The 26,866-nt window shown below is 35.0% G+C and carries 15 protein-coding genes and 2 tRNA genes; 15 read left to right on the top strand and 2 right to left on the bottom strand.

What is annotated here, in order from left to right:
- The first annotated feature begins 1 nt into the window (after window position 1).
- From KO515_RS16655 to KO515_RS16585, 15 genes are all read left to right on the top strand, one after another.
- Window positions 2–871: an SGNH/GDSL hydrolase family protein gene (locus tag KO515_RS16655; protein ID WP_215937463.1), complete on the top strand. Its 870-nt coding sequence runs from the start codon at window positions 2–4 to the stop codon at window positions 869–871.
- On the top strand, window positions 855–2,399 hold the full coding sequence (locus KO515_RS16650) for a sulfatase family protein (protein WP_215937462.1): 1,545 nt from the start codon (window positions 855–857) through the stop codon (window positions 2,397–2,399). The genes KO515_RS16655 and KO515_RS16650 overlap by 17 nt, the downstream gene beginning before the upstream one ends.
- Before the next feature lie 24 nt (window positions 2,400–2,423).
- Window positions 2,424–5,567, top strand: coding sequence for a TonB-dependent receptor (locus KO515_RS16645; protein WP_215937461.1), 3,144 nt, complete (start codon window positions 2,424–2,426; stop codon window positions 5,565–5,567).
- 44 nt (window positions 5,568–5,611) lie between these two features.
- Window positions 5,612–7,030, top strand: coding sequence for a BspA family leucine-rich repeat surface protein (locus KO515_RS16640; protein ID WP_215937460.1), 1,419 nt, complete (start codon window positions 5,612–5,614; stop codon window positions 7,028–7,030).
- Between the two features lie 233 nt (window positions 7,031–7,263).
- Window positions 7,264–8,880, top strand: coding sequence for a sulfatase family protein (locus KO515_RS16635; protein WP_215937459.1), 1,617 nt, complete (start codon window positions 7,264–7,266; stop codon window positions 8,878–8,880).
- 12 nt (window positions 8,881–8,892) lie between these two features.
- On the top strand, window positions 8,893–10,518 hold the full coding sequence (locus KO515_RS16630) for a glycoside hydrolase family 172 protein (protein ID WP_215937458.1): 1,626 nt from the start codon (window positions 8,893–8,895) through the stop codon (window positions 10,516–10,518).
- A 33-nt stretch (window positions 10,519–10,551) separates the two neighbouring features.
- Window positions 10,552–11,946, top strand: a complete 1,395-nt coding sequence (locus KO515_RS16625) for a carbohydrate-binding protein (RefSeq protein WP_215937457.1) — start codon at window positions 10,552–10,554, stop codon at window positions 11,944–11,946.
- A gap of 74 nt (window positions 11,947–12,020) precedes the next feature.
- The gene (locus KO515_RS16620) at window positions 12,021–14,198 is read left to right on the top strand and encodes a right-handed parallel beta-helix repeat-containing protein (RefSeq protein ID WP_215937456.1); all 2,178 of its coding nucleotides are present in this window, start codon (window positions 12,021–12,023) and stop codon (window positions 14,196–14,198) included.
- A 242-nt stretch (window positions 14,199–14,440) separates the two neighbouring features.
- Window positions 14,441–15,562 carry a formylglycine-generating enzyme family protein gene (locus KO515_RS16615; protein WP_215937455.1) on the top strand — a complete coding sequence of 374 codons (1,122 nt, stop codon included), beginning with the start codon at window positions 14,441–14,443 and terminating at the stop codon, window positions 15,560–15,562.
- A 14-nt stretch (window positions 15,563–15,576) separates the two neighbouring features.
- Window positions 15,577–17,010 carry a sulfatase family protein gene (locus KO515_RS16610; RefSeq protein ID WP_215937454.1) on the top strand — a complete coding sequence of 478 codons (1,434 nt, stop codon included), beginning with the start codon at window positions 15,577–15,579 and terminating at the stop codon, window positions 17,008–17,010.
- 217 nt (window positions 17,011–17,227) lie between these two features.
- Entirely contained in the window at window positions 17,228–19,123 is a 1,896-nt protein-coding gene (locus KO515_RS16605) for a glycoside hydrolase family 97 protein (protein WP_215937453.1), read from the top strand.
- Window positions 19,124–19,127: 4 nt separating this feature from the next.
- On the top strand, window positions 19,128–20,726 hold the full coding sequence (locus tag KO515_RS16600) for a sulfatase (RefSeq protein ID WP_215937452.1): 1,599 nt from the start codon (window positions 19,128–19,130) through the stop codon (window positions 20,724–20,726).
- Window positions 20,727–20,890: 164 nt separating this feature from the next.
- Complete coding sequence (locus tag KO515_RS16595; RefSeq protein WP_215937451.1) at window positions 20,891–22,450, top strand: sulfatase family protein; 1,560 nt, start codon at window positions 20,891–20,893, stop codon at window positions 22,448–22,450.
- 132 nt (window positions 22,451–22,582) lie between these two features.
- Window positions 22,583–24,904 carry an alpha/beta hydrolase fold domain-containing protein gene (locus KO515_RS16590; protein WP_215937450.1) on the top strand — a complete coding sequence of 774 codons (2,322 nt, stop codon included), beginning with the start codon at window positions 22,583–22,585 and terminating at the stop codon, window positions 24,902–24,904.
- Between the two features lie 40 nt (window positions 24,905–24,944).
- Window positions 24,945–26,246, top strand: a complete 1,302-nt coding sequence (locus tag KO515_RS16585) for a DUF6786 family protein (RefSeq protein WP_215937449.1) — start codon at window positions 24,945–24,947, stop codon at window positions 26,244–26,246.
- Window positions 26,247–26,610: 364 nt separating this feature from the next.
- Here KO515_RS16585 and KO515_RS16580 read toward each other — a convergent pair.
- Together KO515_RS16580 and KO515_RS16575 are read right to left on the bottom strand one after the other, a co-directional pair.
- Window positions 26,611–26,692, bottom strand: a tRNA-Tyr gene (locus KO515_RS16580).
- A 57-nt stretch (window positions 26,693–26,749) separates the two neighbouring features.
- A tRNA-Gly gene (locus tag KO515_RS16575) sits at window positions 26,750–26,822 on the bottom strand.
- Window positions 26,823–26,866: the final 44 nt, after the last annotated feature.

The raw sequence follows: 26,866 nt of genomic DNA, 5'->3' as shown, positions 1-26,866 counted from the left end.
TATGACAAGAATTAGTAGAAGACAATCTCTTAAAATGCTTTCGGCTTTTGGCTTGGCATCGTTGTTACCAACACGGCTAGTTAGTCAGGTGCTAACCACTGGTTGTGATGTTTGTAAAAAAGCATGGAACAGCTTAGGGCGATTTAATAAAACAAGATATCAGTTTAGGTATATAGAACCAGTAGCTAATTTGCCAAAGGTTTTTATTTATGGAGATTCTATTTCTATCGGGTATACAGAATATGTAAGAGCATCTTTAAAAGGACAAGCTTGTGTGTATCGCATACATAAAAATGGACAGTCTAGTAATGAGTTTATTTCGAATGTCGAAACCTTAAAAACTACCATGTTTCAACCGTATTTAAAAGGCGGCTGGAATTTTGACTGGGATGTGATTCATTTTAATGTGGGCTTACACGATTTAAAGTATTTACATAATAAGAAATTAAATAAAAAAAAAGGGACACAAGTATCAACTTTAGACCTGTATGAAAAGAATCTTAGAGCTATCGTTCAGTATTTAAAAAACACCTATCCAAACACAAAATTAATTTTTGCAACAACAACACTAGTTCCAGAAGGTGAACCAGGAAGAGTTGCAGGTGATGCTGTTAAATACAATGCTGTAGCCTTGAAGGTCATGAGCGCGTACCCTGAAATTATAGTGAACGATTTATATACATTTTCTATTCCTGTTTTAAAGGAATTTGCCAATAAACCAGGAGATGTGCATTATAAAGCAGAAGGTTCAAGATTACAAGGGATTGAAGTAGCCAATAAGATTGCTAAGGCTATTGATATAACACCTATAGAATGTCCTTCAACAGATGTGATCACTGCGAAATTTAAAGAATATGAGACTAAAAAATAATATAAAATTGGAATATAAATTTATTCTAGGAGTATCCTTAATGCTTGGTCTTCTTGCGCTGCAATCATGCCAAGGACAAAAAGTAAAAGCAGAAGTAGCAACACCAACAGAAGAGAAAAAGCCAAATATTATTTTCTTTTTTACAGACGATCAATCTTATGATTCTCATAAAAGTTATGGAAACAATGTTGTAAATACGCCAAATATTGATGGCTTAGCGGAGAACGGAGTCTTGTTTCAACGCCATTACAATACGACAGCGATTTGTATGGCAAGTAGAGCTAATGTCATGACAGGACTTTACGAATATAAAACCGGTTGTAATTTCGATCATGGTTCATTAGGAACTAAGCAATGGTCAACGTCTTATCCAGTTCTTCTTCGAGATGCAGGCTATAAAGTTGGTTTTGCAGGTAAGTTTGGATTTTCAGTTTCCGATACTAATGGCGGTTGGAAAAAAGAAGGTGAAGTAGCTAAAAAAGATTTTGATTTCTGGGCAGGAAGTCCACACCAAACCTCTTACAAAACCATAGAAAATAAATCTATGGCACAATATGCAGAGGAATACCCTCATAGTACACGTGCCTATGGAGCGGCAACTATAGATTTTATAAATGAATCTATAGAAAGTAACGCGCCATTTTGTATGAGTGTCTATTTTAAAGCACCACATAGACCTGTGGAGCCAGACCCAATGTTTGATGATATCTATAAAGATGCCGTTTTTGACAAACTACCCAATTATGGTCGTGAAGCAGGAAAGCATTTGGCAGAACAATCGAGAATGGGAAGACAATACCCAAGATTTGAAGAATGGGGTTATGATAAAGAAGAAACGTATCAAGAAGCTTTACGTAAATATCACCAATTAATTTATGGTGTTGATTATTCCATAGGAATGGTTTTAGAAGAATTGAAACGATTAAAAATAGATGACAATACTATTATTGTGTTTTCTTCTGATAATGGGTATTTCAATGGTTCCCATGGCTTAGGTTCTAAAGTGTTGCCTTATGAGGAAGGAGCGAGAACACCACTGATTATTGTTGATCCTCGCAACGATAAAATTAAGATAGGAGTTAAAACTGCTTCATTATCAGGTAACGTGGATATCACAGCAACCATTCTCGATTTTGCAGGAGTAGAGATTCCTGCTCATTATGACGGTAAAAGCTTACGACCTGTTTTAGAAAACTCGAAGACTCAAGTAAGGGAATCACTTCCAATTGTTCAAGTTTGGGGACCAAAAGCGACACACTGTCTAACCGTTATGGACGACCAGTATAAATATGTGTACTGGTATTATGAAGATGAAAAACAGGGAATTAAACCAACCGAAGAATTATTTGATATTGTCAATGACCCTTTTGAATTGGAAAATATTGCGCATAAAGATAGCTATAAGCCACAACTAGAAAAATTAAGGAAGTTATATGATAATCAACTTAACCATTGGCAAAACGAAGGTGTAAAATACAATGGCTATGCCGAGTATACATCTACTTTTAAAAGAAAACTGACTAAATAAACTAACTCTATAAAACCAACAATTATGAAACAAATTATAATATCTTTTATAATTATGATATCGATATCTGCCTTTTCTCAAGAAAGGGTAATAACCGGTACCGTAACTGATGATACAGGTAAACCATTAATTGGTGCTACCTTGATTATTAAAGCAAAAAGCAAAGGTGCGGTTGCCGATTTTGATGGAAATTTCACAATTAAAGCAGCAACAGGTGACGTTATATCATTTTCATATTTGGGAACAGAGTCAAAAGATGTTACTGTCTCAGAATCAGACACTATTAATGTGGTTTTGAAACAATCAAGTGAAGCATTAGATGAAGTTGTTCTTACAATAGGATTAAGAGCCTCTCAATTAAAATCTATTAAAGATAAAAGAAACTCCGATGATATCATTGAATCGATTACTTCAGAAGATATCGGTAGTTTTTCAGATAATAATACTGCAGATGCTTTAGAGCGAGTTGCTGGAGTTCAAATCGAAAGAAATGTAGATGGAACTACTGGTGATAGAATTTCTGTACAAGGTTTAGGACCAGAATTTGTAGAGGTAACCATTAATGGAAGGTCTCCACTTTCCGCAGGAACTGATGGGTATAGTGATTTAAGACAGTTTAATTTAGATGTTTTACCAACAGAAATTATTAGTGGTGCTACTATTAGTAAAACTGGCGATGCAGGAAGTACTGGTGGTATTGGAGGCAATGTAAACTTTACTACGATTAAACCTTTAGATATGCGTTACAAAGGAGGAAAAAAATATTTTGGAGTGGTATCTTCTAGAACTACAGCCAATGGGCAAAAACCAGAATTAGGAAGTAGAGCTTCAATGGCATTTGGAGGTAAAATTACTGATAAAATTGGAGCATTTGGTACGTTTTTAAAATCAGAAGAAATAAGGGTTCAGAATTCAGCTTCTTTAGGAAATTACCAGCTTAGAGGTATTACAATTGATTCAAATGAAAATGGCGTGTATGATGAAGGGATTGATGTTTTTACTGCTGATACTGATAGTATATATTATGGGCCAGGTACAAATAGTAATACTATTAATAAAAGAATAAATACAAGAACTGCAACATCACTTGGAATTCAATATAAACCCAATAAGAAATTAGACATAATGTTGGATTATACATTCACTAATCTTATAGCTGATTCTCAAAGGGATGTTTTACAAACCATATACAGTGGTCTATATACTACCACTAATAATGCTGATGTTACGAACCACGTATTATGGGCACCAGATGCCATTGCGTTTAATGGAGGACAGTTATCATATTTTGACGTAGCAGGAGCTACAGATGCTGGTTATTCTATAAGAAGTAGAACAACTCAAATTAGGAATACTACAAAAAGTGGCTTAGGTGGTTTAAACATTAAATATAGACCAAATAAAAAATTATTCTTATCAGGTGATGTATCTTATTCTAGTATTAATTTTGTTGGAGAAACTATAAATAGTGGAACTATAGTATATAATCAGGATTTCGAAGAATTTCATCCTGAAGATTTATTTTTAGATTTAACCGGAGAAAAATTTTCTTATGGATTTCCTAATATATATGATAGTAATGTCTTAACTGGAGCTGCACCAAACATAGGTTATAATGTAACCAAAAATTTAGGCTATAAATATCAGGCTAAAATAGATGCAGATTATGTATTAAGTAAAAAAATTAGACTATCTGCAGGTTTAAGTTATGATTATAGTAATACTGAGTCTAGACGATTTACGATAAACACAAATACTTACGTAAAAGAAGATGGTACTGTTGGACTTACTGCTCAACAATTAGACGTTTATGCAGATTTTATTTCTCAAGGTAATTTAACAGATGTAACGCTCTTAGAAGGAGGTACTGGTTTAGATAACTGGCTAGCGAGTTCGGGTTTAGCACTATGGAATGCAGGTCCAGAATTTGCGTCTTATGATGGAGGTGAAATTTTTAATTTTGATAAACCGCTTTCACAAATTCCAGGAGACGAGGATAGCGTTGGATTTAATCCAAGTAGATCGTATCAGATTAAAGAAGGTAATCTTAAAGCGTATTTAAATTTAAGGTTGAATACAGAGATTTTTGGTTGTAAAGCTGTTTTTAGATTTTCGGGATCAATTATTAAATATAATAATGCATCATCAGGATTTTCAACAATTACCTATTACGACCCTGTAGATGATACGGAAACAGAGGATACTGGTTTTTCTCAATACCTTGTTACAGATAATTCCACGTTAAACTTCTTACCTAGTTTTAATGGGACAATAGATCTAACTAAAAGATTAAAATATCGAATAACTGCTAGTAAAAAATTAACACGACCGAGAGTTAGAAATTTATTACCTAATAATACAATTAGATTTATAGACCCAGATTCAGAAGTCTTCAACCCAGAATCTGAAAGCTATGCACCCAATGAGTATTTTAACACCATTATATCAGGAAACGCCGATTTAGTCCCTAGAACTGCTTGGTCCTTTAATAACTCTCTAAGTTATTATAGTAAAAATGGAGGCATTTTTACACTAGGTGGGTTTTATAGAGATATTAGAAATTATGCAGGTGTAATATGGAGGTATCAGCAACCATTTCCTGGCATAGAAGAAATAGGTATTAACTTACCTCCAGGTTTAGAAGATAGCTTGTTTGATATCAGACAACCGGTAAATAATGTATCCAATGCACAGGTATATGGGTTTGAAGTTGGATTTAATCAACATTTTACTTTTTTACCAGGTTTTGCTAGTGGTTTCGGTTTCTCTTCAAACTTTACCTATACAGAAAGTAAATTCGTATCAGCAGATGGAATAGATTATGATCTAGGTCTACCAGGCACATCAAAATATAGTGCTAAAGCCATTTTATATTACGAAAAATATGGATTTACTTTTAGGGCTACAGGGTCGTATAGAAGTAATTATTTAAGCCGCCTTGCAGGTCTAGGTTTAATAGGTCAAGATCAGACGCATTATACAAATGGACAAGCAATATTTGGATTAAGTGCTCAATATAATATTAGTAAGCATATAAATCTAAATGCAAGTGTTACTAATTTAACAGGTGAAGATACTAGAAGATATGTAGATAACGACCCAGAGAATTTATCGTCCTATTTTGCAGTACAACCTGCATATACATTGGGCGTAACATTTAGATTATAAAAAAATTAAATAGAAATTTATTTACGAATTAAACATATATAGACATGCTTAAAAAAATAATATTTTCGCTTTTTTGCTTAGGTTTAACGGCTTGCGAGCTTGAAATACCTACAACAAATTCAATTATTCTTGATAGTGATGCTATTTACACACAAACAGGAATAGCTACACAAGGAGATCATATAGGTGTTATAAGAAGAATTGCTACTGATGAACTAGAAGAAGGCGTGTTTGATTTACTCGCGGAAGAAAACCTAGTAGACCCAACTATAGAAGAAGCAAGTCAAGATGGATTTACATTTGAACTTATAGACCAATCTGTAGACAATGCTGTGGATATAAGTAGTACTGGTGTTATTACTATAAATAATATTAATGCTTTTGATGCTGCTAACTACGACCGAATTACTGTAAATTATATAGCATATCTTGAAGATATCGCTAAAGAAGGTACTTTTTTTGTAGATATTATTATCGATACCTCTGATTCTGAATTTATAACTTCATGGCAAGTTGAAGCAGGAGATACCATTGAATTACCATTATATGCTGGTGATGATACAGACTATAATTTTACAGTAAATTGGGAGAATACGGGAGATCCAGCAGATGATGTTGCAGTAACATCATTTGATGATCCAGATGCAATTCATACGTATGCAGATGCTGGTTTAAAAACCGTTACTATCAAAGGCTTGATTAAAGGGTTTAATTTTGACCAAAATTCAGCTAGTGCCACTAAATTTGTGGATGTGCAAAAATGGGGTTATATGTACTTTGGAAGTCAACAAGGAGTATTTTTAGGTTGTAATAATTTAGTAGAGTTTACCGCAACAGATAATCCTTTAATTGGAAGTACAACCAATATGGACTTAATGTTTTATAACGCACAATCTTTTAATGGCGACTTAAGTGGTTGGAATGTTTCTCAAGTGACCTCGATGCATTCAACGTTTAGAAATTGTTTTGCTTTTAATGGTGATATTAGTACATGGGATGTTTCTTCAGTGACTACGCTGTATAGGATGTTTTTTAATACCCAAGTTTTTAATCAAGATCTTAATAATTGGGATGTTTCTAATGTTGAGAATATGGGACAAATGTTTAGAAGAGCAGAGGCTTTTAATGGTGATATAAGTAGTTGGGATGTTTCTAGTGTTACTAGTATGGGGCAAATGTTTAGACAAGCAACTGTTTTTGATGGAGATATAAGCGGTTGGGATGTGTCTAATGTTACTGGTTTTGCCCAATGTTTCTTTCAGGCAACAACATTTAATCAAGATATTTCGAGTTGGACCGTTTCTTCTGCTTCAAGTATGGCATCTATGTTCAGTGGTGCTACAAATTTCAGTCAAGATTTATCAGGTTGGGATACGAGTCTTGTTAGTGATTGTTCTGATTTTGATCTAAATTCAGCATTAACTGAAGATCAATTACCTGTATTAGGGTGTTTCGGTTTTTAATGGTTCCTATTTATAATCTAAAAAGTAACATCCTCAGCGTTATTTACACTGAGAATGTTACTTTATTATAGTTATAAAACTTTTTAATACGTATGTAATTAAAAACAAAAAAATAAATTGGACACATAATAATGATGCCCTTATTATTACGCTACCAAAAATCCTTACTAGGAAAAACAGTGATTGGTTTTAAACTAGTGACTTCAAATACAAATTATTAATCCATTGTAAATATGTTTAGATATTCAGTACAAAATAGGAGTGGTCAATTAAGAAACATAGCCACTTTTTTATTGATAAGTATTTTCATGTTTGATGGATTGGCTCAATCTAAGTCTACTGAAAACAAGCAGCCTAATATCATCTACATACTAGCCGATGATTTAGGAATAGGAGATTTAAGTGTTTATAACGAAAATGGTAAAATTAACACTCCACATTTAGACCAGTTAGCTGCGCAAGGCATGCGGTTTACAGATGCACACACTTCGTCATCTGTTTGTACGCCAACTAGATACGGGATTTTAACTGGTCGATATAATTGGAGAACACCATTAAAACAATTTGTGACATGGGGAACATCACCTATGCTTATAAAAGACGACCGACTTACCGTAGCAGATTTATTACAGCAAAATGGATATAAAACTGCAAATATTGGGAAATGGCATTTAGGGTTAAATTGGGCGCTAAAAGATAGTAGTCAAGAATTAGAATACTACTCCGGTATTAAAGACAAATACCCTATTGAACAATTAGATTATTCTAAGCCGCTGAAAAAGGGAGCTTTGGACTTAGGTTTTGATTATTCTTATTTATTATCAGCATCGTTAAATATGCCTCCTTTTGTTTATGTAGAGAATGATAAAGTGGTCATGGGGCCAATTGGTATATCTGAACAAAAAAGAAATGAGAATAAATACGCTTATTGGATAAAAGGACCTATTTCTGATGATTTTAAACACGACCAAGTATTACCTGTCTTTGTAGATAAAACAGTTTCTTACATCCAAGAGAACGCAAAAGACGACAAGCCTTACTTTATTTACTTACCATTACCGGCTCCACACAATCCTATTTTACCTATTGCTCCATGGAAAGGAAAAAGTAACATAAATCCGTATGCAGATTTTGTTTTAATGATTGACGATTTAATGGGAAAGATATTTAAAGCGGTTAAAGAAAGTGGGGAAGAAGACAATACAATTATAATTTTTACAAGTGATAATGGCTGTGCTGCTAATGCAAATTATGGAGTATTAAAAGCCAAAGGACACAATCCAAGTTATATATATAGTGGAAACAAAGGAAGTTACTTAGAAGGTGGTCATCGTGTGCCTTTTATTATTAAATGGCCAGAAAAAATTCAGCCCAATAGTATTTCAGACGCAACGATATGTACCACAGATTTTATGGCTACTTGTGCAGATATTGTTGATTATGATTTAAAAGATAATGAAGCTGAAGATAGTTATACGATGTTGCCTTTATTACTTCAAGAAGAAGGCTATAATAGAGAGGCAACCATTCATCACAGTAAGGAAGGTGTTTTTGCCATAAGAAAAGGAGATTGGAAATTAATAGTATCTCCAAGTTCAGGCTTAAATGCTATGGGAAAACCTTTAAAAAAGTTAAAAGGCCTGCCAGAAAATATATTATATAATTTAAAAACAGATGTTGGAGAACATGTGAATTTAGCAGAAAAATATCCAGAGAAAGTTGAGGAATTAAAACAATTATTAATTAAACAAATTAATGATGGAAGAAGTACTCCTGGTGAATTACAAAAGAATGATAAAATCGATATTCCTTGGGTGCAAGCTGCTTTTGCTAATAATACTCAAAATTAAATATTACAAATCATGAAAAAATATTTGCTAAAAATAGTTTTCTTTTCAAACGTAATATTACTGATGGTTATACTATCATCATATAATACCAAAGAAAAGGAAATTACCATGACATCACTCTTAAATGAAATGATTGATAGAGATGTTATAGCAAGTTTTCCTCAAAAAGATTTTCGTTTAAAACAAGAAAGTAGTTATAATCGGGCATCAGTAAGTCCTAATGATTCTATTGGCTGGTTTACTAATAAGGATTTAAACAATAATGATATAGACCATAATTTTATTAGAATTGAAGAAAATAATGGCCAAAAAGAATGGGTTCTAATGGATCACCAATCAGCTGGTGCAATTGTGCGCACTTGGATGCCTATTAGGTCTACTAAAAGAATTGAAACGAATAGTATTATTAAGATTTATTTAGATGGAGCTAAAGAACCAACACTAGAAGGGAATATGCTAAATTTATTTAATGGAACAGGTTTAATACCTTTTCCATTGGCTCATAAATCTTTGCGATCAGCGGTTTCATTCTTTCCAATTCCGTATGCAAAAAGTTGTAAAATTACAGTGACTGAACGTCCATTTTTTTATCAATTTACATATAGAGAATATTCAAAAGGAACAAAAGTAAAAACGTTTACAATGGAAGATTTCCATAAAGCCGAAAACCAAATAAAACAAGTCTGCCAAGCTTTAAAAAAACCAAAAATACCAACAGAGGGTGAAAAAGTTAACTTAACGCAAACATTGAAGCCTAAAGAAGAAAAATCTATTGTATTGCTTAAAGGCAATGCAGCACTTCGGGCACTTTCTTTGAAACTAGGAAGCTACAAAGATTCATTAATAACACGTTCTGTGATTCTTAAAATTGAGTTTGATGGGAAAGAAACTGTTTGGTGCCCTATAGGATATTTTTTTGGTTCAGGAATTGGTTTAAATCCATTTCAAGGATGGTATAGAACGGTTTCCGAGGATGGCACCATGTCTAGTCGTTGGGTAATGCCTTATGAAAAATCTGCTAAAGTATCGGTACTTAACTTAAGTCATCAATCTATTGATGTTGAGCTAAACACCGTTATTGGATATTGGAAGTGGGATAAGAATAGTTTGTATTTTAATGCGGCGTGGCGAGGTCAAAACCCTGTTCCAACTCGTCCTTTTTCGGATTGGAATTATGTAACTCTAAAGGGACGAGGTGTCTATGTAGGAGACGCTTTAACTATTATGAATCCCGTAGAAAAATGGTGGGGAGAAGGAGATGAAAAAATATGGGTAGACGGTGAAGACTTTCCTTCTATTTTTGGTACAGGTACAGAAGATTATTATGGCTATTCTTGGGGAGGCATGAGTACTGATTTTTACGAACATCCTTTTCATGCACAACCATATAGTCATAAGTATAATAAATTAAATAGAAAAACAAATATAGGTGAACGAAATACCAAAGGATATAGTACAGAAACTCGTACGCGTGCCTTAGATGTTATGCCATTTGGAAGTTCGCTTCAACTCGATATGGAAGTTTGGAGTTGGAATGATTGTGAAATGGCTTATGGTGTAGGCGTTTATTGGTATGGTGATGGTAAAACGATATCAAATCGCACTCCTGATCCAAAAGGCGTATTAGTTACGCATTAAGCGTTTGTGAATTAAAAGGTTAAAAATAAAAACATGAAACCATTCTTGCTTTTTTTAATGATCTGGAATTTGGGTTTTTCACAAAACCCTGTACTTAGAGAATCTGATGCTAATTTTCTTTATGTATGCGATCCTGCAGCTGAGGTTTTCAATGGTAAGGTTTATGTCTATTGTTCCCATGATCAACCCGATGCCGTTGATTATGAATCGATGAAAGATTACGTAATTCTTGAGTCGTCCGATATGAAAACCTGGATTAATCATGGGGTTTCGCTTGATCCTCAATTAGACAAGGGATTTGAATACGCGCAATCTAATATGAATGCGCCAGATGCGGCTTATAAAGATGGCTCGTATTATTGGTACTTTCCAAGTGATATTACTTATGTTGGCGTAGCAAAAAGTCGTACTCCTACAGGACCATGGGAATCTGCGGTAACCAATGAGTTTACGACAATTTTTGACCCAACTGTCTTCGTCGATGACGATGGGCAAGCTTATATTTATGGCAATGATCATTGGGTAGATTTGGGAGAGCAAGGTTCGCATATTATGGGAGCCAAACTAAAAGATAATATGGTGGAATTAGACGGTCCTTGGATTCGTTTAAGCGAAGAAAAGGTCAATGAAGCAGTCCATGTTTTTAAGCGTGAAGGGCTTTATTATTTCAGTGCACGAGTTGGAGGTGTCACTAAATATTGGATGGCAGATTCGCCATTACCAGAGTATGCTGATTTCAAAGGTGACTTAGCACCGAATTCCCCTGAATCTCCAAACCACACATCAGCAATCGAGTTTAATGACCAATGGTATTTATTTTACCATCGTGGAGATGTTAACCATGGTAGTCGTTATAAACGTTCGGTTTGTTTCGATAAAATGAATTTTCGTGAAGATGGCACCATAGAACCCATTGTTTACACCCTTGATGAAAGTGTGGAAATAAATAAACCCAATTATCCTCCTCGTAAAAGAAAAAAGACAGTTGCAAAAGACATACTGCCTAATGAAGATGGAAGTATTCGGCATAACGCTCAAGACTTTACAGAACAGTCAGGAATTAAAATAGAAGACCAGAAAGATGGTAAAAAGAGTCAAGGACTTGGAGAGATTTCTAATGGAGATTGGACAAGCTATTCTGATATCGATTTTGGTAATAGCGCTGATTCATTTCCTTTTCGGGTAAGCGTAGCAACTCCAAAAGATGGAGGTCGTATTGTTCTGCGCTTAAATGATCCTAAAGGCACAATTGTTGGTACAATACCTATAGCTGCGACAGGTGGATGGGATAACTATAAAACTATTTCAACAACAATAAATGGCATCCGAGGAAAACATAAACTTTATCTATGTTACGAAGGCGAAGCTAAAAATCTATTTAATCTCAATTGGTTTGAATGGATACCAACAACAAGAAAGAAGAGGTAATATAATTTTTATACATGAATATATTCTTTTAGAATTATTCAAAAAACTAATTGATTAAAAAAAAATATTGAAAAATGAAAAAACAATTAATAATAGCACTGTCATTGATTATTGGATATGCTAGTTGTATGGCTCAAAACCCAACGGAGACTAATGCAGATTTTTATGTGTCCGTAAAAGGCTCTGATAAATGGTCTGGGACTTTAGATAGTCCAAATGCGGAAGGTACCGATGGGCCTTTTGCAACTTTGGAACAAGCCAAAAATGCCGTTCGTGATTTGAAAAAAGGCAAATCAAAAGATATTGTCGTGCTTATTCGTGATGGAGTATATCAACTCAACAAAACGATTGTATTTGGTTTAGAAGATTCAGGTGAAGGAACAAATACTATTACATATGCTGGGTATCCTGGGGAAAAACCAGTATTTAGTTCTGGGAAACAAATTAATGGTTGGGAAAAAGTAACCACTGAAATTCCTGGATTACCTGATGCAGCGAAAGGCAATATTATGGTCGCTGATGTTTCAGATAAATTTTTGACACTTTACGATGAAGAAGGCATGCTACCAAGAGCTCAATCAAAAGGTTTTATTACTGAAGAAAAAACTAATGGGAGAAATAGACTTCATTTTCCTGATGGTGTATTTCATGATTACAAAAATATGGATGATGCTGAAATAAAAGTAAGACCGCACCATGCTTGGATCACCAATATGCTGCCTGTTGAATCGTATAATGCCAAAAAGCAAACAGTAAACACCACAATCGATGCGACCTATGCTATGAATGTGCTTCATTTTTTAAAGGACACAGAGAATGCTTGGGTAGAAAATGTGATTGAGGCATTAGATGAACCTGGCGAATGGGTTTTAAACACCAAAGAAGGTAAGGTATATCTGTGGCCACGTAATGAGTCTACAGTATATGCCCCACAACTTATAGAATTTATCCGTGTAGAAGGAAAAATAAATGAAAAGAAGGCAAAGGATATTCCTGTTCGTAATCTTCATTTTAAAGGTCTAACTTTTAAACACGGTGAACGTTATACCCTAACTCCAGATGACGCAGGTTTCCAACACGATTGGGATATGTTTGATAAAGGTAATGCCTTGGTGAGATTTAGAGGAACCGAAAATTGCGTTATCGAACAAAATCATTTTTTACATAGTGGAAGTGGTGCGATTCGTGTGGATTTACATGGCATGAATAATACCATTTCAAGTAACCATATTGAACACATGGGAGGTGGAGGCATTTTGCTTGCAGGTTATGGACCAGGAACCAAAGATGTGAACAAAAAGAATACAGTTTACAATAATAATATTCATCATGTAGGTGAAATTTATTGGCATTCACCTGGAATTTTAGTTTGGCAGAGTGGTGAAAATCATATCGCCAATAATCTTATACACCATTTAGATTATACAGCTATTATTCTTTCGGGTTTTATGACCCATTTCTTTGCCAAGAAAGGCAATGGACGCGAACTGATGAGAACGCTACGTAGTAATGAACTACCAGAATTTTCTAAAGATGTGACATTGGAAGACGTTTTGCCTTACTTGCATACGCATGATAATATCGTAGAGCTAAACGAAATACATCACGGTATGCAACGACTTGGAGATGGTAATGCTATTTATATTCGTGGTGCTGGAAAAGGCAATATCATTCGACGTAACTATATACATGATATGGTTGCCGATATGATAATGCAAGCCGCAATTAGAACAGATGGTGGACAAACAGGGACACTGATTTCAGAAAACCTGATTTATAATGCGACCTCACAAGGCATCCTCACTAAATTAGATAATAAAGTGGAAAATAATGTGGTATATAATATTATTGCACCACCAAGAGGTTATTATTTATCGGTAAGAGAAGGACCACTGACAGGTGGCTCAATTAAGAAAAACATTTTTTATTCCTTATCAGCATCAGATACGTTTATTGATGAGTTGCCTCCTGGTAAAGCAGGTAGTTCTGAAGATCGGAGAGGACGGGCATTGGCACGAGCTATGGATGCAGATACGGATTACAATATTTATTTCTGTAAACCAGATCCTAATAAAGGGGTAGAACTCCTTAAAAAGAATCAAACAGATGGTGTGGATTTACATAGTAAAGCTGTAGATCCAATGTTTGTAGATCCTGAAAATGGTGATTTTAGATTAAAACCAGGTTCACCAGCATTAGACATGGGGATTGTACCTCTCGATTTATCTAAAGTGGGATTACGCGAAGAGTAGCCATAAAAATAATTCTATATTTTAGTAATAATACTTCAATTTGATTAGCGATAGTTCTGGTTTTATAGGGTTTAATTCAAGCCAAAGCTATTTAGTTGAATTGGTTTTTCGGTGTAGTTTTTTTGTTTGAAAAGCAAATCAAATTATTTTAGAAGATTAAATCTTTAAAGTTAAATTGAATAAATCTTTTAGTAAATTACACTCCTTTTTATAATTTTTTTACATCATATAATTTCATTTTAATGAATTCAAAAGTCATTTTTTTTCAAGTCATAGTAGCCTTTTTAATTAGCGTTTCATGTAAGAACGAAACTAAAGTGGAAAGTACAGAACTTACAGGCACACCTGTAAAAATTGTTGAAAGTGAAGAGACTCAGGTCGCTGAAAAAGTTCCAGACTCAATTCCCAAAGGTATGGTTTGGATACCAGGCGGCACATTTACACAAGGTGCTGTTGCTCAAGATAACATGGCTATGCAACATGAAAAGCCGAGTCATAACGTGAAAGTCGATGGGTTTTTCATGGATATCACAGAAGTTACTAATGCGCAGTTTGCTGAATTTGTAAAGGCTACAGGGTATGTAACAACCGCTGAAAAAGATGTGGATTGGGAAGAGATGAAAAAACAAGTGCCTGAAGGCACGCCAAAACCTCACGATTCTATTTTGCAAGCAGGTTCCATGACGTTTAAGAAAACGAAATCTTCCGTTCCAAATTTATATGATTTTTCACAATGGTGGCATTGGTCAATTGGTGCGACTTGGAAACAGCCTAACGGAAAAGGGAGTAGTATTGAAGGAAAGGAAAATTATCCAGTAGTTCAGGTATCTCATGAAGATGCCGTGGCCTATTGCGAATGGGCAAATAGACGACTACCAACTGAAGCTGAATGGGAATATGCTGCAAAAGGTGGTAAAGAAAATACCATTTATTTTTGGGGAGATGATCGGTCTCAACTTTCTAAAATGGCGAATAGTTGGGAGGGGGAGTTTCCACTTAATAACTCCAAAGAGGATGGTTACGAATTGCGAGCACCTGTAAAATCATATCCAGCAAATGGTTATGGATTGTTCGATATGGCAGGCAATGTTTGGGAATGGACTGCTGATTGGTATAATATTAATTATTACAGTGAATTAGCATCTTCAAAACAGCCTGCTGTGAATCCAAAAGGAGCGGCCAAAGCCTATAATCCCAATAACCCATATGTGCAAGAGAAAATAACTAAAGGAGGGTCTTTTTTGTGCAGCGATTCTTATTGTGCGAGTTATAGAATTTCGGCTAGAATGGGAACCAGTAGAGATTCGTCTTTAGAACATTTAGGATTTAGAACTGTTGCCACTCCTAAGATGTTAGAGAAATAATAAAAAATAGTACAATGCGAATTTTAAAATTAATAACTCTAAGCTTTATTGTTCTTGTATGTATTTATGGGTGTAAAAATGGCACAAATGTAAATTCTAATGACCAGAAAACAGTAGAAGAAACCAGACCTAATATTGTATTTATTTTTGCCGATGATTGGGGTTGGGGAGATTTAAGTGCACATGGTCATCCTTATATTAAAACACCAAATATAGATCGTTTGGTACATGAAGGTACCGATTTTCAACGATTTACTGTAGCTAGTGGTGTGTGTTCTCCAAGTAGAGTAGCAGTGATGACAGGGCAATTTCCGGCGAGACATAACATTGATGGTCACTTTGCATGGGTAGAAGATAATGCGCGACGTAACATGCCAGATTGGTTAGACCAAGATGCCATAGTATTACCAAGATTATTACAAGAAAGTGGTTATGCTACCGCACATTTTGGAAAATGGCATCTTTCAAATAATATGATTGCAGATTCTCCTTCACCTGGTGAATATGGTTACGATGAATATGGAGCATTTAACTGTTCGGGAACACAAATGCCAGTTCATGAAGACGTTAACAATACAATTGCTTTTATCGAAAAATCTAATAAAGCAAACAAACCATTTTTTATTAATTTATGGATACATGAACCGCATACACCGCATCATGTCATTCCAAAATACCAACAGCGTTTTCCAGAATTAGCAGAAGATGATAATATTTATGCAGCTATAATATCTCATGCAGATGATCGCATTGGTGAGTTATTAGATGCTCTTGATCGCTTAGAAATAACCGATAACACACTTGTAATATTTAGTTCAGATAATGGACCTGCAAGAGCTGCCGTTGAAGTGAAGGAATTAAAACTTAAATATGATTCTGCCACTGGAGCTGGTTATGATACAAGTGCATCAAAAGGCATAACAGGAGGAAGAAAAGGGTATAAAGCATCACTATTTGAAGGTGGAATAGGAGTGCCATTTATTGCTCGTTGGCCAGGTAAAATTAAAGCAGGAGTTATTGATGATACCTCTTTAATGTCGGCAGTAGATCTATTACCAACGTTTTGTGAAATAGCGAATGTGAATTTACCTAAAGCTTTTAATCCAGATGGAATTAGCCAAGTGTCAACCCTTCAAGGAAAAACGTATCCCTTACGAACAAAACCGCTTTTTTGGAAATATGAATCGCGTTGGCCTGCAAAGACAAATACACCAAACCATTGGGTGTCTTATGCGGTTGTTGACCAAAATTGGAAATTGGTTGCAAACAACGATTTGAGTTATTATGAATTGTATGATATTACACTAGATATAAGTGAAAAAAATGATCTAAAAGAGGCCAATTCAGGTGTAGCAAAACGATTACTAAAAGAAATACAGCAATGGCAAATTGAATTGCCTAAAAGTCCTAATGAAAAGCTGTTTTCAAAAGAAAGGCAAACTAAATAATAGGTACGGCTATTAACTCATAAGCTAATAAGTACCGGTTTTGAGACTTAAGTAATTATGTTAAAAGAGAAAAAGCACAATCAATTGATTGAATTGTACATTAAATGGGTTAAAAATTAGAAGTTTAAATAAGAGAGGTTATCTAAATTAGCTTCATTGTTGATTAGTACGAGAAAAATTTATCAGCAGTTTTTGAAACTTTTAATCTCTTTTCAGAATGAAAAATATAGTCGTTTTAGTAATTTTTATTCTAACTTTTTGTAATTGTACAAAATCACATCAATTAGAAATCACATCTCCTGATGGTGAAGTTAAAATTGTTTTAAACGATGCACAAAATCAATTAACGTACAATCTTTATGATAATGAAATTATATTAGTTTCAAATTCTGAAATTTCAGTTCTACAAGGATCAAAAGTTGAGATTCTAAATACTAAAATAAACCAAGTCAATGCAATTTGGAATCCGGTTTGGGGACAGTTCAGTGAAATTGAAAACCATTATAATGAATTGGATGTATCTCTAAACTACGAAGGTATTCCAGTAACACTTTTAGTAAGAATTTACAATAAAGGCGTTGCTTTTCGATTTAAAGCTAGTGAAATTTCAGAAGGTACTCAACCTTCCTTTTTTATAGAATATGATCTGGAAGATACAAGTAGTTTATATTCTCCAGCTGGTGAGCGCGAACCTGTTGGGCCTATAGTTATAGAAGATTTAAAAATGAAGGATTCCTTAATACAGGAATTCAATATGCCAATAATTGTAGAAAGTGACCAGCATAAATTTTTATCACTTCTAGAATCCGATTTGGTAAGTGCTCCGGGATTTAATGTGATTGATTTTAAATTCGATAAGAAAAGGAATACACTAATTTCTGATAATGAATTTCATTCAAATGATAATAGCTTAATTACACCGTGGAGATTAATTCTTATAGAAGATAAAATTGGAGATTTATTAACCAATACAGTGCCTTTAAATGTTGCAGCTCCTAATCAAATTGAAAATCCGTCTTGGATAAAACCAGGGAAAACACTTTGGGACTGGAGAGTACATGGATTCAAAGCAGAAGATGGGTTTAACTATGGTATAAATACGGATAGCTATTTGCGTTTTATAGATTTTGCTTCAGAAAATGATATAGAATATGTTATGATTGATGCTGGTTGGTATACAGACGTTGAACAAGGTCATCTTGAAATCTCAAAACAATTAGATTTCGACAAAATTTCGACGTACGCCAACGAAAAAGGAGTATCACTACTCTTGTATTATGATAGAAAAAAAGGAGATTATGGAGATGAAGCTTTGTTCCCTTATTTTAAGTCTTTACATGCGAAGGGTGTAAAATATGGTTTTATGCGCGACAATGTAGAATTTACAAGACATGCCATTCGCTTAAGTGCTAAGAGTCATTTACTCATTGATTTTCATGATCGTCCTGTGCCTTTTACAGGAATCTCTAGAACGTTTCCAAACGCAATTACTAAAGAATTTTGCCATGCCCAGCAAGATTCCAAACGTGCATTTACGCCAAAAACTTTTATAAGAATGGCACTAATAAATGGTATCCAAGGACCTCTAGATATGAATAATGGTATTTTTGATATATCAGGTGTCAATGCAGGTAAACGCGCAAAAGGGCCTAAAAAATTAAATTCATTACTTACAACAGTAACAGCAGAAGCGGCAAGAACATTAATTGTATTTAGTGGCTTGGTCTGTCTTCCAGATGCACCTGAAGCTTATGCAGCAAAATCAGATATATTTGAATTTATAAAACAAATGCCTGCTGGAAAATGGGATGAGAGTAAAGTATTGCATGCCAAAATGGATGCATATGTTTCTACAGCGAGAAGATATGGGGAAGCGTGGTTTATTGGTTCCGTTCATGCTGAAGGAGGGACTTTAGATATCGCTTTAGACTTTTTAAAAGATAATAAAACCTACAAAATCACCTATTACGAAGATGCTGAAAGCACAAATAGTAAAACAAATCCTGAAGCTTACAAAGTACGAACAGCAACGGCAACAAAAGGTGATGTAGTATACGCTAAAATGGTTGAAGGTGGTGGCCATTGTATGTGGATAAGACCTGATAAAATGTAAAATAATGAAAAAAAGTATCCTCATATTTTTAATCGTTTTAGGGGCTTGTAAAACCAACGACTCCGCAACCAATATAACACAGACAACAAAACCAAACATCCTTTTTGTCGTTGTGGACGATTTGGGTTATGCAGACTTAAGTGTGATGGGAAGTAAATATTATGAAACACCTAACATTGATGCATTGGCCACTTCAGGAACTATTTTTACAAACGGTTATGCCACATGTGCGGTATGTAGTCCATCGAGAGCAAGTTTATTAAATGGACAATTTACGGCAAGGCATGGCATCACGCAGTTTGATGGCGCACCATCTGGACAAGCTTGGAAAAAGAAAAATAGACATACCAAATTATTGCCACCAGAGTATAAACATCATTTAGATACCAGTGATGTAACCTTACCAGAGGTTTTTAAAGAGAATGGATACAGAACTTTTTTTGCAGGAAAATGGCATTTAGGTGGTGAAAAAGAACATTCGTTACCAACCAATCATGGTTTTGATATCAACATGGGTGGCTATGAAAAAGGTGGACCTGGTAAAGGAGGTTATTTTTCGCCATTTAACAATCCGATGATGGAAGATCATGAAGCCGAAAAAGGGATATCACTGTCCATGAAGTTGGCTAAAGAAACATCTAATTTTATTGAAGAAAACAAAGATACCACCTTTTTAGCATACTTGTCTTTTTATGCGGTGCATGCACCAATTCAAACTTTAAAAGACAAATGGAAAAAATATAGGGATAAAGCAGAACAAATGGGTATTGCTGAAAATGGTTTTGAGATGGAACGTGTATTACCAGCAAGAAAACACCAAGATAATCCAGTGTATGCAGGTTTAGTTGAGCAGGTTGACGAAGCCATAGGAAGTGTGATGCAAACCCTTAAAGATACTGGACTAGACAAAAATACCATTGTAGTGTTTACCTCAGATAATGGAGGCGTAACTTCTGGCGATAATTATTCTACCAATCAATTGTCGCTTCGAGGTGGAAAAGGCTATCAATGGGAAGGCGGTTTACGTGTTCCTTATTTTATTTATGTGCCAGAGATACAACAAAATGGTGCTGAGATTGAGGTACTAGTATCTGGTGCCGATTTATTTCCAACGCTTTTAGATTTAGCCGAAATCCCGCTAAGACCTCAAGAACATACAGATGGAGTGAGTTTGAAACCACTTTTAAACGGCGATAAAATTGATGAACGCCCTTTGTTTTGGCATTATCCACACTACGGAAATCAAGGTGGTGAACCTGTTTCCATAATAAGAAAAGAGAACTGGAAACTTATTCATTACTGGGAGGACAGTCATCAAGAATTATATGATTTGAATGCTGATTTAGGCGAAACCAATAATCTAGCAGATAAAAACGCTGAAAAGACCCAAGACCTAAAAGAGGAACTTATGAGTTGGCTAGAGTCTATGAATACCGAATACGCAGAATTAGATCCTGATTGGGATGAATCCGCATGGAATCAGCGTTTAAAAAACAATACAACGAAGCTGATGCCTAAATTGGAAGCTAAAAGAAAACAAATGTTAAGCCCAGATTATCAACCCAATAAAGATTGGTGGGGAAGCGAAATTAAAGATGATTGAAGCTGAAATGAAAATAAAAATATCATGAGATTAAGACCTGTAAGGTTTTCAAAACCTGACAGGTCTGAAACAATTGGATTTTAAATCATAATCATTGTTGATTTTTAAATATTCGATTCAAATTTCACGATGTTCTAAATTATAAATATTAAAAAACAAAACCGATGAAGAAAAAAATATTAGTGGCATTTCTACTGTTACCTTTTTTAATGACAGGCCAATCAAAAAAAGATAGAGCAAATCAAAACCCAAACATTATATACATCTTAGCTGATGATTTAGGCTATGGAGATGTACAGGCTTTTAATCCGGAAGGAAAAATTCCAACACCAAATATTGATGAAATGGCGTCTAACGGGATTAAATTTACCGATGCGCATACATCATCAGCGGTTTGTACACCTACACGCTATGGTATTTTAACAGGAAGGTACAATTGGCGAACCTCATTAAAAAATGGTGTTTTAAGTGGTACGTCAACGTCGCTAATAAAACAAGATCGTACAACCATTGCAGATATGTTAAAGAGTCAAGGATATAACACGGCTTATGTTGGAAAATGGCATTTGGGTTGGGATTGGAAAATTACAAATGAGAACGAAGAAATGAACCTTGATAGTTACAAAGCAAAAGCCGAAATAGACTTTAGTGCACCAATTAAAAACGGACCATCAACCCACGGATTTGATTATTCTTATGGTTTTTGTGGCTCGTTGGATATGCCACCTTATGTGTATGTTGAAAATGATATGCCGACAATGGTGCCTACCAAAACTACAATTTCACGCGATAGAAAAGGCTTTTGGAGAGAAGGATTGACCTCTGATGATTTTGTTCATGCAACTGTATTGCAAGACTTAACAGATAAAGCTGTTGATTATATTACTGAAAATTCCAAAAAAGAAACCCCTTTCTTTTTATACTTCCCTTTGCCAGCACCACACACGCCAATTTTACCAACTACGGAATTTATGGGCAGAAGTAATACCAATATGTATGGGGATTTTGTGATGCAGGTTGATGATGTCGTGGGTCAAATTAGAGAAGTTCTTAAAAAACAAGGTATTTCAGAAAATACACTTTTGGTTTTTACAAGTGATAATGGGTGTTCACCAAGAGCTAATTTTGACGAGCTTGCTAATGTAAAACATAATCCTAGTTATGTGTTTCGTGGTGCGAAAGCTGATATCTATGAAGGTGGTCATCGTGTGCCATTTGTGGTAGAATGGCCAAGAAAGGCGTTGAAAAATTTAAGTTCAGATAAAACAATTTGTACAACAGATTTTTTTGCTACCTGTGCCGAAATAGCAGGATATAAAATTAAGGATACCGAAGCCGAGGATAGTTATAGTATGTTTCCACTCTTTAATAATGAAAACGGTTCGGATATTAGGGAATATACGGTTCATCATTCTATTGATGGCGCTTTTGCAATAAGAAAAGGCGAATGGAAATTAAATTTATGTGAAGGTTCTGGTGGTTGGAGTTATCCATCATTAAGGAGTATACGAGCAGAAAAATTAGAGTTGCCAGCCATGCAATTATACAATTTGAAAGACGATATAGGCGAAACTAAAAACCTAATCGATGAACATCCAGAGATAGCTGCGGAACTAAAAGCAGCTCTTAAAAAAATAATTTTGGATGGTAGAAGTACGCCTGGAGCCATTCAGCAAAATGAAGGCATGGAAGGTTGGACGCAAATTGAAGCGATACTAAATTAGTAAGCGTCATAATTGTCAAGTTCGATGTGTATAATTGGTATTGTAATTAATTACAAAAACTTAAAAATATTAAAATTCCTTATTTAGAGAATTAAACACAACTTACTTAAGATAAACATATAATTAAAAAACATGAAATTATTACTTACTACATTAGTTCTATTGGTTTCAACTATGATAACTCATGCAGAATCCGTTGTAGTTAAAAATACAATAACACCAGATACTTCTTTAGTGTACAAAACTGTGGATAATACAGCATTGTCGCTTCATATTTTCAATCCAAAAGAATATCAAGTCACAGATAAAGTTCCAGTTATCGTATTTTTCTTTGGTGGTGGTTGGTCAAGTGGCACAGCTAAACAGTTTTATGAGCAATCTCGTTTTTTTGCTCAAAAGGGAATTGTTGCCATTTCAGCAGAATATAGAGTTAATAAAAAGCATGGCACAACACCTTTTGATGCAGTGACTGATGCAAAATCGGCAATTAGATGGGTACGTCAACATGCTAAAGAATTAGGAATTAACCCTAATCAAATAGTGGCTTCAGGTGGTTCTGCAGGCGGACATATTGCGTTGTGTACAGGTGTTATTGAAGGTTATGAAGAAGCAGGAGAGGATTTGTCCGTCAGTTCTAAACCGAATGCAATGATACTGTATAATCCAGTTCTCGATACAACTGAAAAAGGCTATGGAATGGAGAAAGTAGGTGAGGACCATAAAACGGATATTTCACCCAATCATCATATTAATAAAGGTGTTGTTCCTACGTTGATTTTTCACGGAAAAGCGGATAAAACAGTGCCTTATGAAAATGCCGAACGTTTCCATGTATTAATGAATGAAGCAGTAAATGTTTGCCAGTTAGAATCTTATGAAGGAAAAGGGCATGGCTTTTTTAATGGCTCATTTTTCCGTGGTGAAAAAGCTGATAAAATCGTCTATACCGAATTAATGGAGAAAAGCTATGCGTTTTTAAAAGCTAGGTTTATGAATTCAGAAGTAAAATTATCACCTGTTTTTGGTAATCACATGGTGTTACAACGTGATATGCAAGTGCCCATTTGGGGAACGGCTGATGCTGGTCAGGAAGTTTCAGTTTCATTTGCTGGACAACAAAAGACGACAACCGCAGATGTATTCGGTAAATGGAAAATTCAATTAGATACCTTAAAAACTGCAAAAACAGGCAGCGATTTAATTGTAAGTGGGAAAAAAGACCTTGTTATTTCTGATGTTTTAGTGGGCGAAGTTTGGATTTGTTCAGGCCAGTCGAATATGCAAATGAATGTTAAGGCGGTTCCAGATATTCAGGCTTTAGTAGATAAAGCAAAAAACATACGACGTTTTGAAGTCACTAGGACGGTTTCATTAACAGAAAAGGATGAGGTTGAAGGGACGTGGTCAAAAGAAACACCTGTAAGCGCTGTTGCTTTTGCCTTTGCCTACTATTTGGAAGATATGATTAATGTGCCTATCGGTATTATTCATTCGTCTTGGGGAAGTTCTTCCATTGAGGCATGGATGCCACGAGATATGACTGAAGAATTCGATTATTTTAAAACCATAATGCGTGATTTTGATAAAGATACAGTGACTCAAAACCGTATTAAATCGATAGTAGAAAAACATGATAAGCGGACAAAGGCAGAAGATGTTTTTATAAGAAGACAACCTAATATTTTGTACAACGCCATGATGAAACCTTTGGCACCTTTTGCCGTCAGAGGATTGGTTTGGTATCAGGGTGAGCGTAATGCCAGATATATGTCTGGTGTGCCTGAAGTTACAGAAGCCAATTGGTTTCATAGAGTAGCTGGTATGAAAGAGTATGGCGATATTATGAGTGCTTGGATAAAACGCTATCGTAAAGAATGGTATAAAGGTGATATGCATTTTATGGTCGTTATGCTGCCTGGTTATGGAAAAGGAACTGAAAAAAAGCCTATTATAGATGCACAAGACCCAACAGAAGAATCTTGGGCTTGGATACGAGAATCACAACTCAAAGTATTGCAACTTCCACATACAAATGTCATCAATACCATTGATTTGGGGGATTTAAAAAATATTCACCCAAAAGACAAACGTCCTATTGGAAAACGTTTAGCACTTGAAGCCGCTAAAGAAACCTTAGGAGAAGCTATCGTTGCAGAAGGTCCGGTAATGAAAAATGTTGAAGTACGTAATCGAAAATTGATAGTAAGTTATGATCATGCGGAAGGATTAAAAACTACAGACGGTAAATCACCTACAGGATTTTGGATTGCAGACGACACTATGCAATGGAAACCTGCCAAAGCAAAAATTAAAGGACAGACTGTAGTTTTACATTCTAATGAAATAAAAAAACCGCTATACATACGTTACGCCTTTTCAGGAAAACCAAAAGTGAATTTAGTAAATGGTACAGATTTACCAGCTTATCCCTATAGAACGGATTCTGAAGATTGATTTAAGTAATAAAGACAATTAAGATGAAAAAGAGCAGAACATGAAACTAAAACAACCACATTTATTAGGAAGCGTTACAATAATTGTATGCTTTATTTTATTAACTATATCCTGTAATTCAAAAAAGAAATCTGAAATGGAAAAAGACAATAACACTACCGATTCACTTGATACGACTGCTATAAATAAGAACATATCCACTTATGCAGACGACGTTATGTTTATGAAAGATTATATAGACGTCATAGAACTTAAGGACGAAACTAACAACTCAAAAGTAGCTATTGCAGCAGCATTGCAAGGTCGCGTGATGACTAGTAGTGCTTTTGGTGCCAAAGGCAGAAGTTACGGTTGGATAAATAAAGAATTATTCAAATCTAAAGACACCTTAGAACATATCAACGTTTTTGGAGGTGAAGAACGTTTTTGGTTAGGGCCAGAAGGTGGACAATATTCTATTTTCTTCAAAAAAGGAACCGAATTTACTTTAGACGATTGGTACACACCAAAGTTGATAGACTTAGAACCATTTGATGTAAAAAGTAAGACTTCAAATAAAGTTGTATTTACAAAGGAAGCGGCATTAACCAATTATTCGGGTTTCACATTTAATATGGGCATTCAACGTGAAGTAGCTATTCTTTCAAAACAAAACCTTCAAAAAGAACTGGGCTTAGACACCTTAGCAGAAACGATTAAATCCGTTGCTTATAAAACGACCAATATCATGACCAATTTAGGAGAAACCGATTGGAAAAAAGAAACCGGTTTACTTTCTATGTGGATGTTAGGGATGTACAATCATTCGCCATATACGACGATTATAATTCCTTATGTACAAGGTGAAGTAGCTGACTTAGGTGAGGTGGTAAATGATGCTTATTTTGGTAAAGTGCCATCAGACCGATTAGTGGTTAAAGATCAGGTAATTTATTTTAGTGGAGATGGTCAGTATCGTAGTAAAATAGGATTGTCGCCTATGCGTGCTAAAAATATTGCAGGTTCTTATGATTCTGAAAATGGCATCTTAACTATAGTAAAATATAACAAGCCTGAAAATGCAATGGATTACGTCAATTCCATGTGGGAAATTCAAGATAAACCATTTGAAGGGGATGTCATAAATGCTTATAACGATGGAGAACCTGAATCAGGAGCAAAACCATTAGGCCCTTTTTATGAATTGGAAACATCGTCACCAGCTTTAGCTCTAAATTCAGGAGAAAGCGCAACGCATATACAATTAACCTGTCATATGGAAGGCGATGAGGATAGTTTAAATCCTGTTATTGAAGCTTTGTTTGGCGTGTCTGTAGAAGCTATAAAAACGGCTTTTTACTAAGTAGAGAAAACCACTGTAATTTGGATATTGATATAAAATATATTTTTCGATTGAGAATATAAAATGTAATAGAAAACACATAGTTCTAAAACACAAAATAGCCTCACTATTTCTAGTAAGGCTTTTTGTGATCGCACTAGGATTCGAACCTAGGACCGCCTAATTGGAAGGCTGACGCTTTACCAACTGAGCGACTCGTACATTTTGTAATTAAATTGCTTTAATAATGGTATTTCAATATTTAGAATCAGTTAGGTTTATTTTAGATTACTTCGTATCGCTGAGTATTCTAGATTGGTGATGACTCAATCCCAATGATTTTACAAAAGTGAGTTTTTGTAAAGCTGCATTTAAAAATCATTTGTGGGGAGAGCAGGATTCGAACCTGCGAAGACGTAGTCAGCAGATTTACAGTCTGCCCTCGTTGGCCGCTTGAGTATCTCCCCAATGCTTTAATTCAATATTTCAAACTAAAAAGACCACTCAACAGAGGATGTCTTTAGAGCGAGAGACCGGGTTCGAACCGGCGACATTCAGCTTGGAAGGCTGACGCTCTACCAACTGAGCTACTCTCGCATTTTTGGTAAGCGGTCGCGAATATATAAATATTTTTTAAAAAT

Origin of the sequence: Winogradskyella psychrotolerans (assembly GCF_018860545.1) — a bacterium.
GTDB classification, from domain to species: domain Bacteria; phylum Bacteroidota; class Bacteroidia; order Flavobacteriales; family Flavobacteriaceae; genus Winogradskyella; species Winogradskyella psychrotolerans_A.
The sequence above is the reverse complement of the archived record's forward strand: the minus strand, read 5'-3'. Positions and strand labels throughout refer to the sequence as shown.

What these genes read in the sequence shown, in the direction of transcription:
- KO515_RS16650 (WP_215937462.1), top strand. Translation starts at nt 855, where the DNA reads ATGAGACTAAAAAATAATATAAAATTGGAATATAAATTTATTCTAGGA.
- KO515_RS16585 (WP_215937449.1), top strand. Translation starts at nt 24,945, where the DNA reads ATGAAACTAAAACAACCACATTTATTAGGAAGCGTTACAATAATTGTA.
- KO515_RS16615 (WP_215937455.1), top strand. Translation starts at nt 14,441, where the DNA reads ATGAATTCAAAAGTCATTTTTTTTCAAGTCATAGTAGCCTTTTTAATT.
- KO515_RS16600 (WP_215937452.1), top strand. Translation starts at nt 19,128, where the DNA reads ATGAAAAAAAGTATCCTCATATTTTTAATCGTTTTAGGGGCTTGTAAA.
- KO515_RS16640 (WP_215937460.1), top strand. Translation starts at nt 5,612, where the DNA reads ATGCTTAAAAAAATAATATTTTCGCTTTTTTGCTTAGGTTTAACGGCT.
- KO515_RS16625 (WP_215937457.1), top strand. Translation starts at nt 10,552, where the DNA reads ATGAAACCATTCTTGCTTTTTTTAATGATCTGGAATTTGGGTTTTTCA.
- KO515_RS16595 (WP_215937451.1), top strand. Translation starts at nt 20,891, where the DNA reads ATGAAGAAAAAAATATTAGTGGCATTTCTACTGTTACCTTTTTTAATG.
- KO515_RS16635 (WP_215937459.1), top strand. Translation starts at nt 7,264, where the DNA reads ATGTTTAGATATTCAGTACAAAATAGGAGTGGTCAATTAAGAAACATA.
- KO515_RS16605 (WP_215937453.1), top strand. Translation starts at nt 17,228, where the DNA reads ATGAAAAATATAGTCGTTTTAGTAATTTTTATTCTAACTTTTTGTAAT.
- KO515_RS16655 (WP_215937463.1), top strand. Translation starts at nt 2, where the DNA reads ATGACAAGAATTAGTAGAAGACAATCTCTTAAAATGCTTTCGGCTTTT.
- KO515_RS16620 (WP_215937456.1), top strand. Translation starts at nt 12,021, where the DNA reads ATGAAAAAACAATTAATAATAGCACTGTCATTGATTATTGGATATGCT.
- KO515_RS16645 (WP_215937461.1), top strand. Translation starts at nt 2,424, where the DNA reads ATGAAACAAATTATAATATCTTTTATAATTATGATATCGATATCTGCC.
- KO515_RS16610 (WP_215937454.1), top strand. Translation starts at nt 15,577, where the DNA reads ATGCGAATTTTAAAATTAATAACTCTAAGCTTTATTGTTCTTGTATGT.
- KO515_RS16590 (WP_215937450.1), top strand. Translation starts at nt 22,583, where the DNA reads ATGAAATTATTACTTACTACATTAGTTCTATTGGTTTCAACTATGATA.
- KO515_RS16630 (WP_215937458.1), top strand. Translation starts at nt 8,893, where the DNA reads ATGAAAAAATATTTGCTAAAAATAGTTTTCTTTTCAAACGTAATATTA.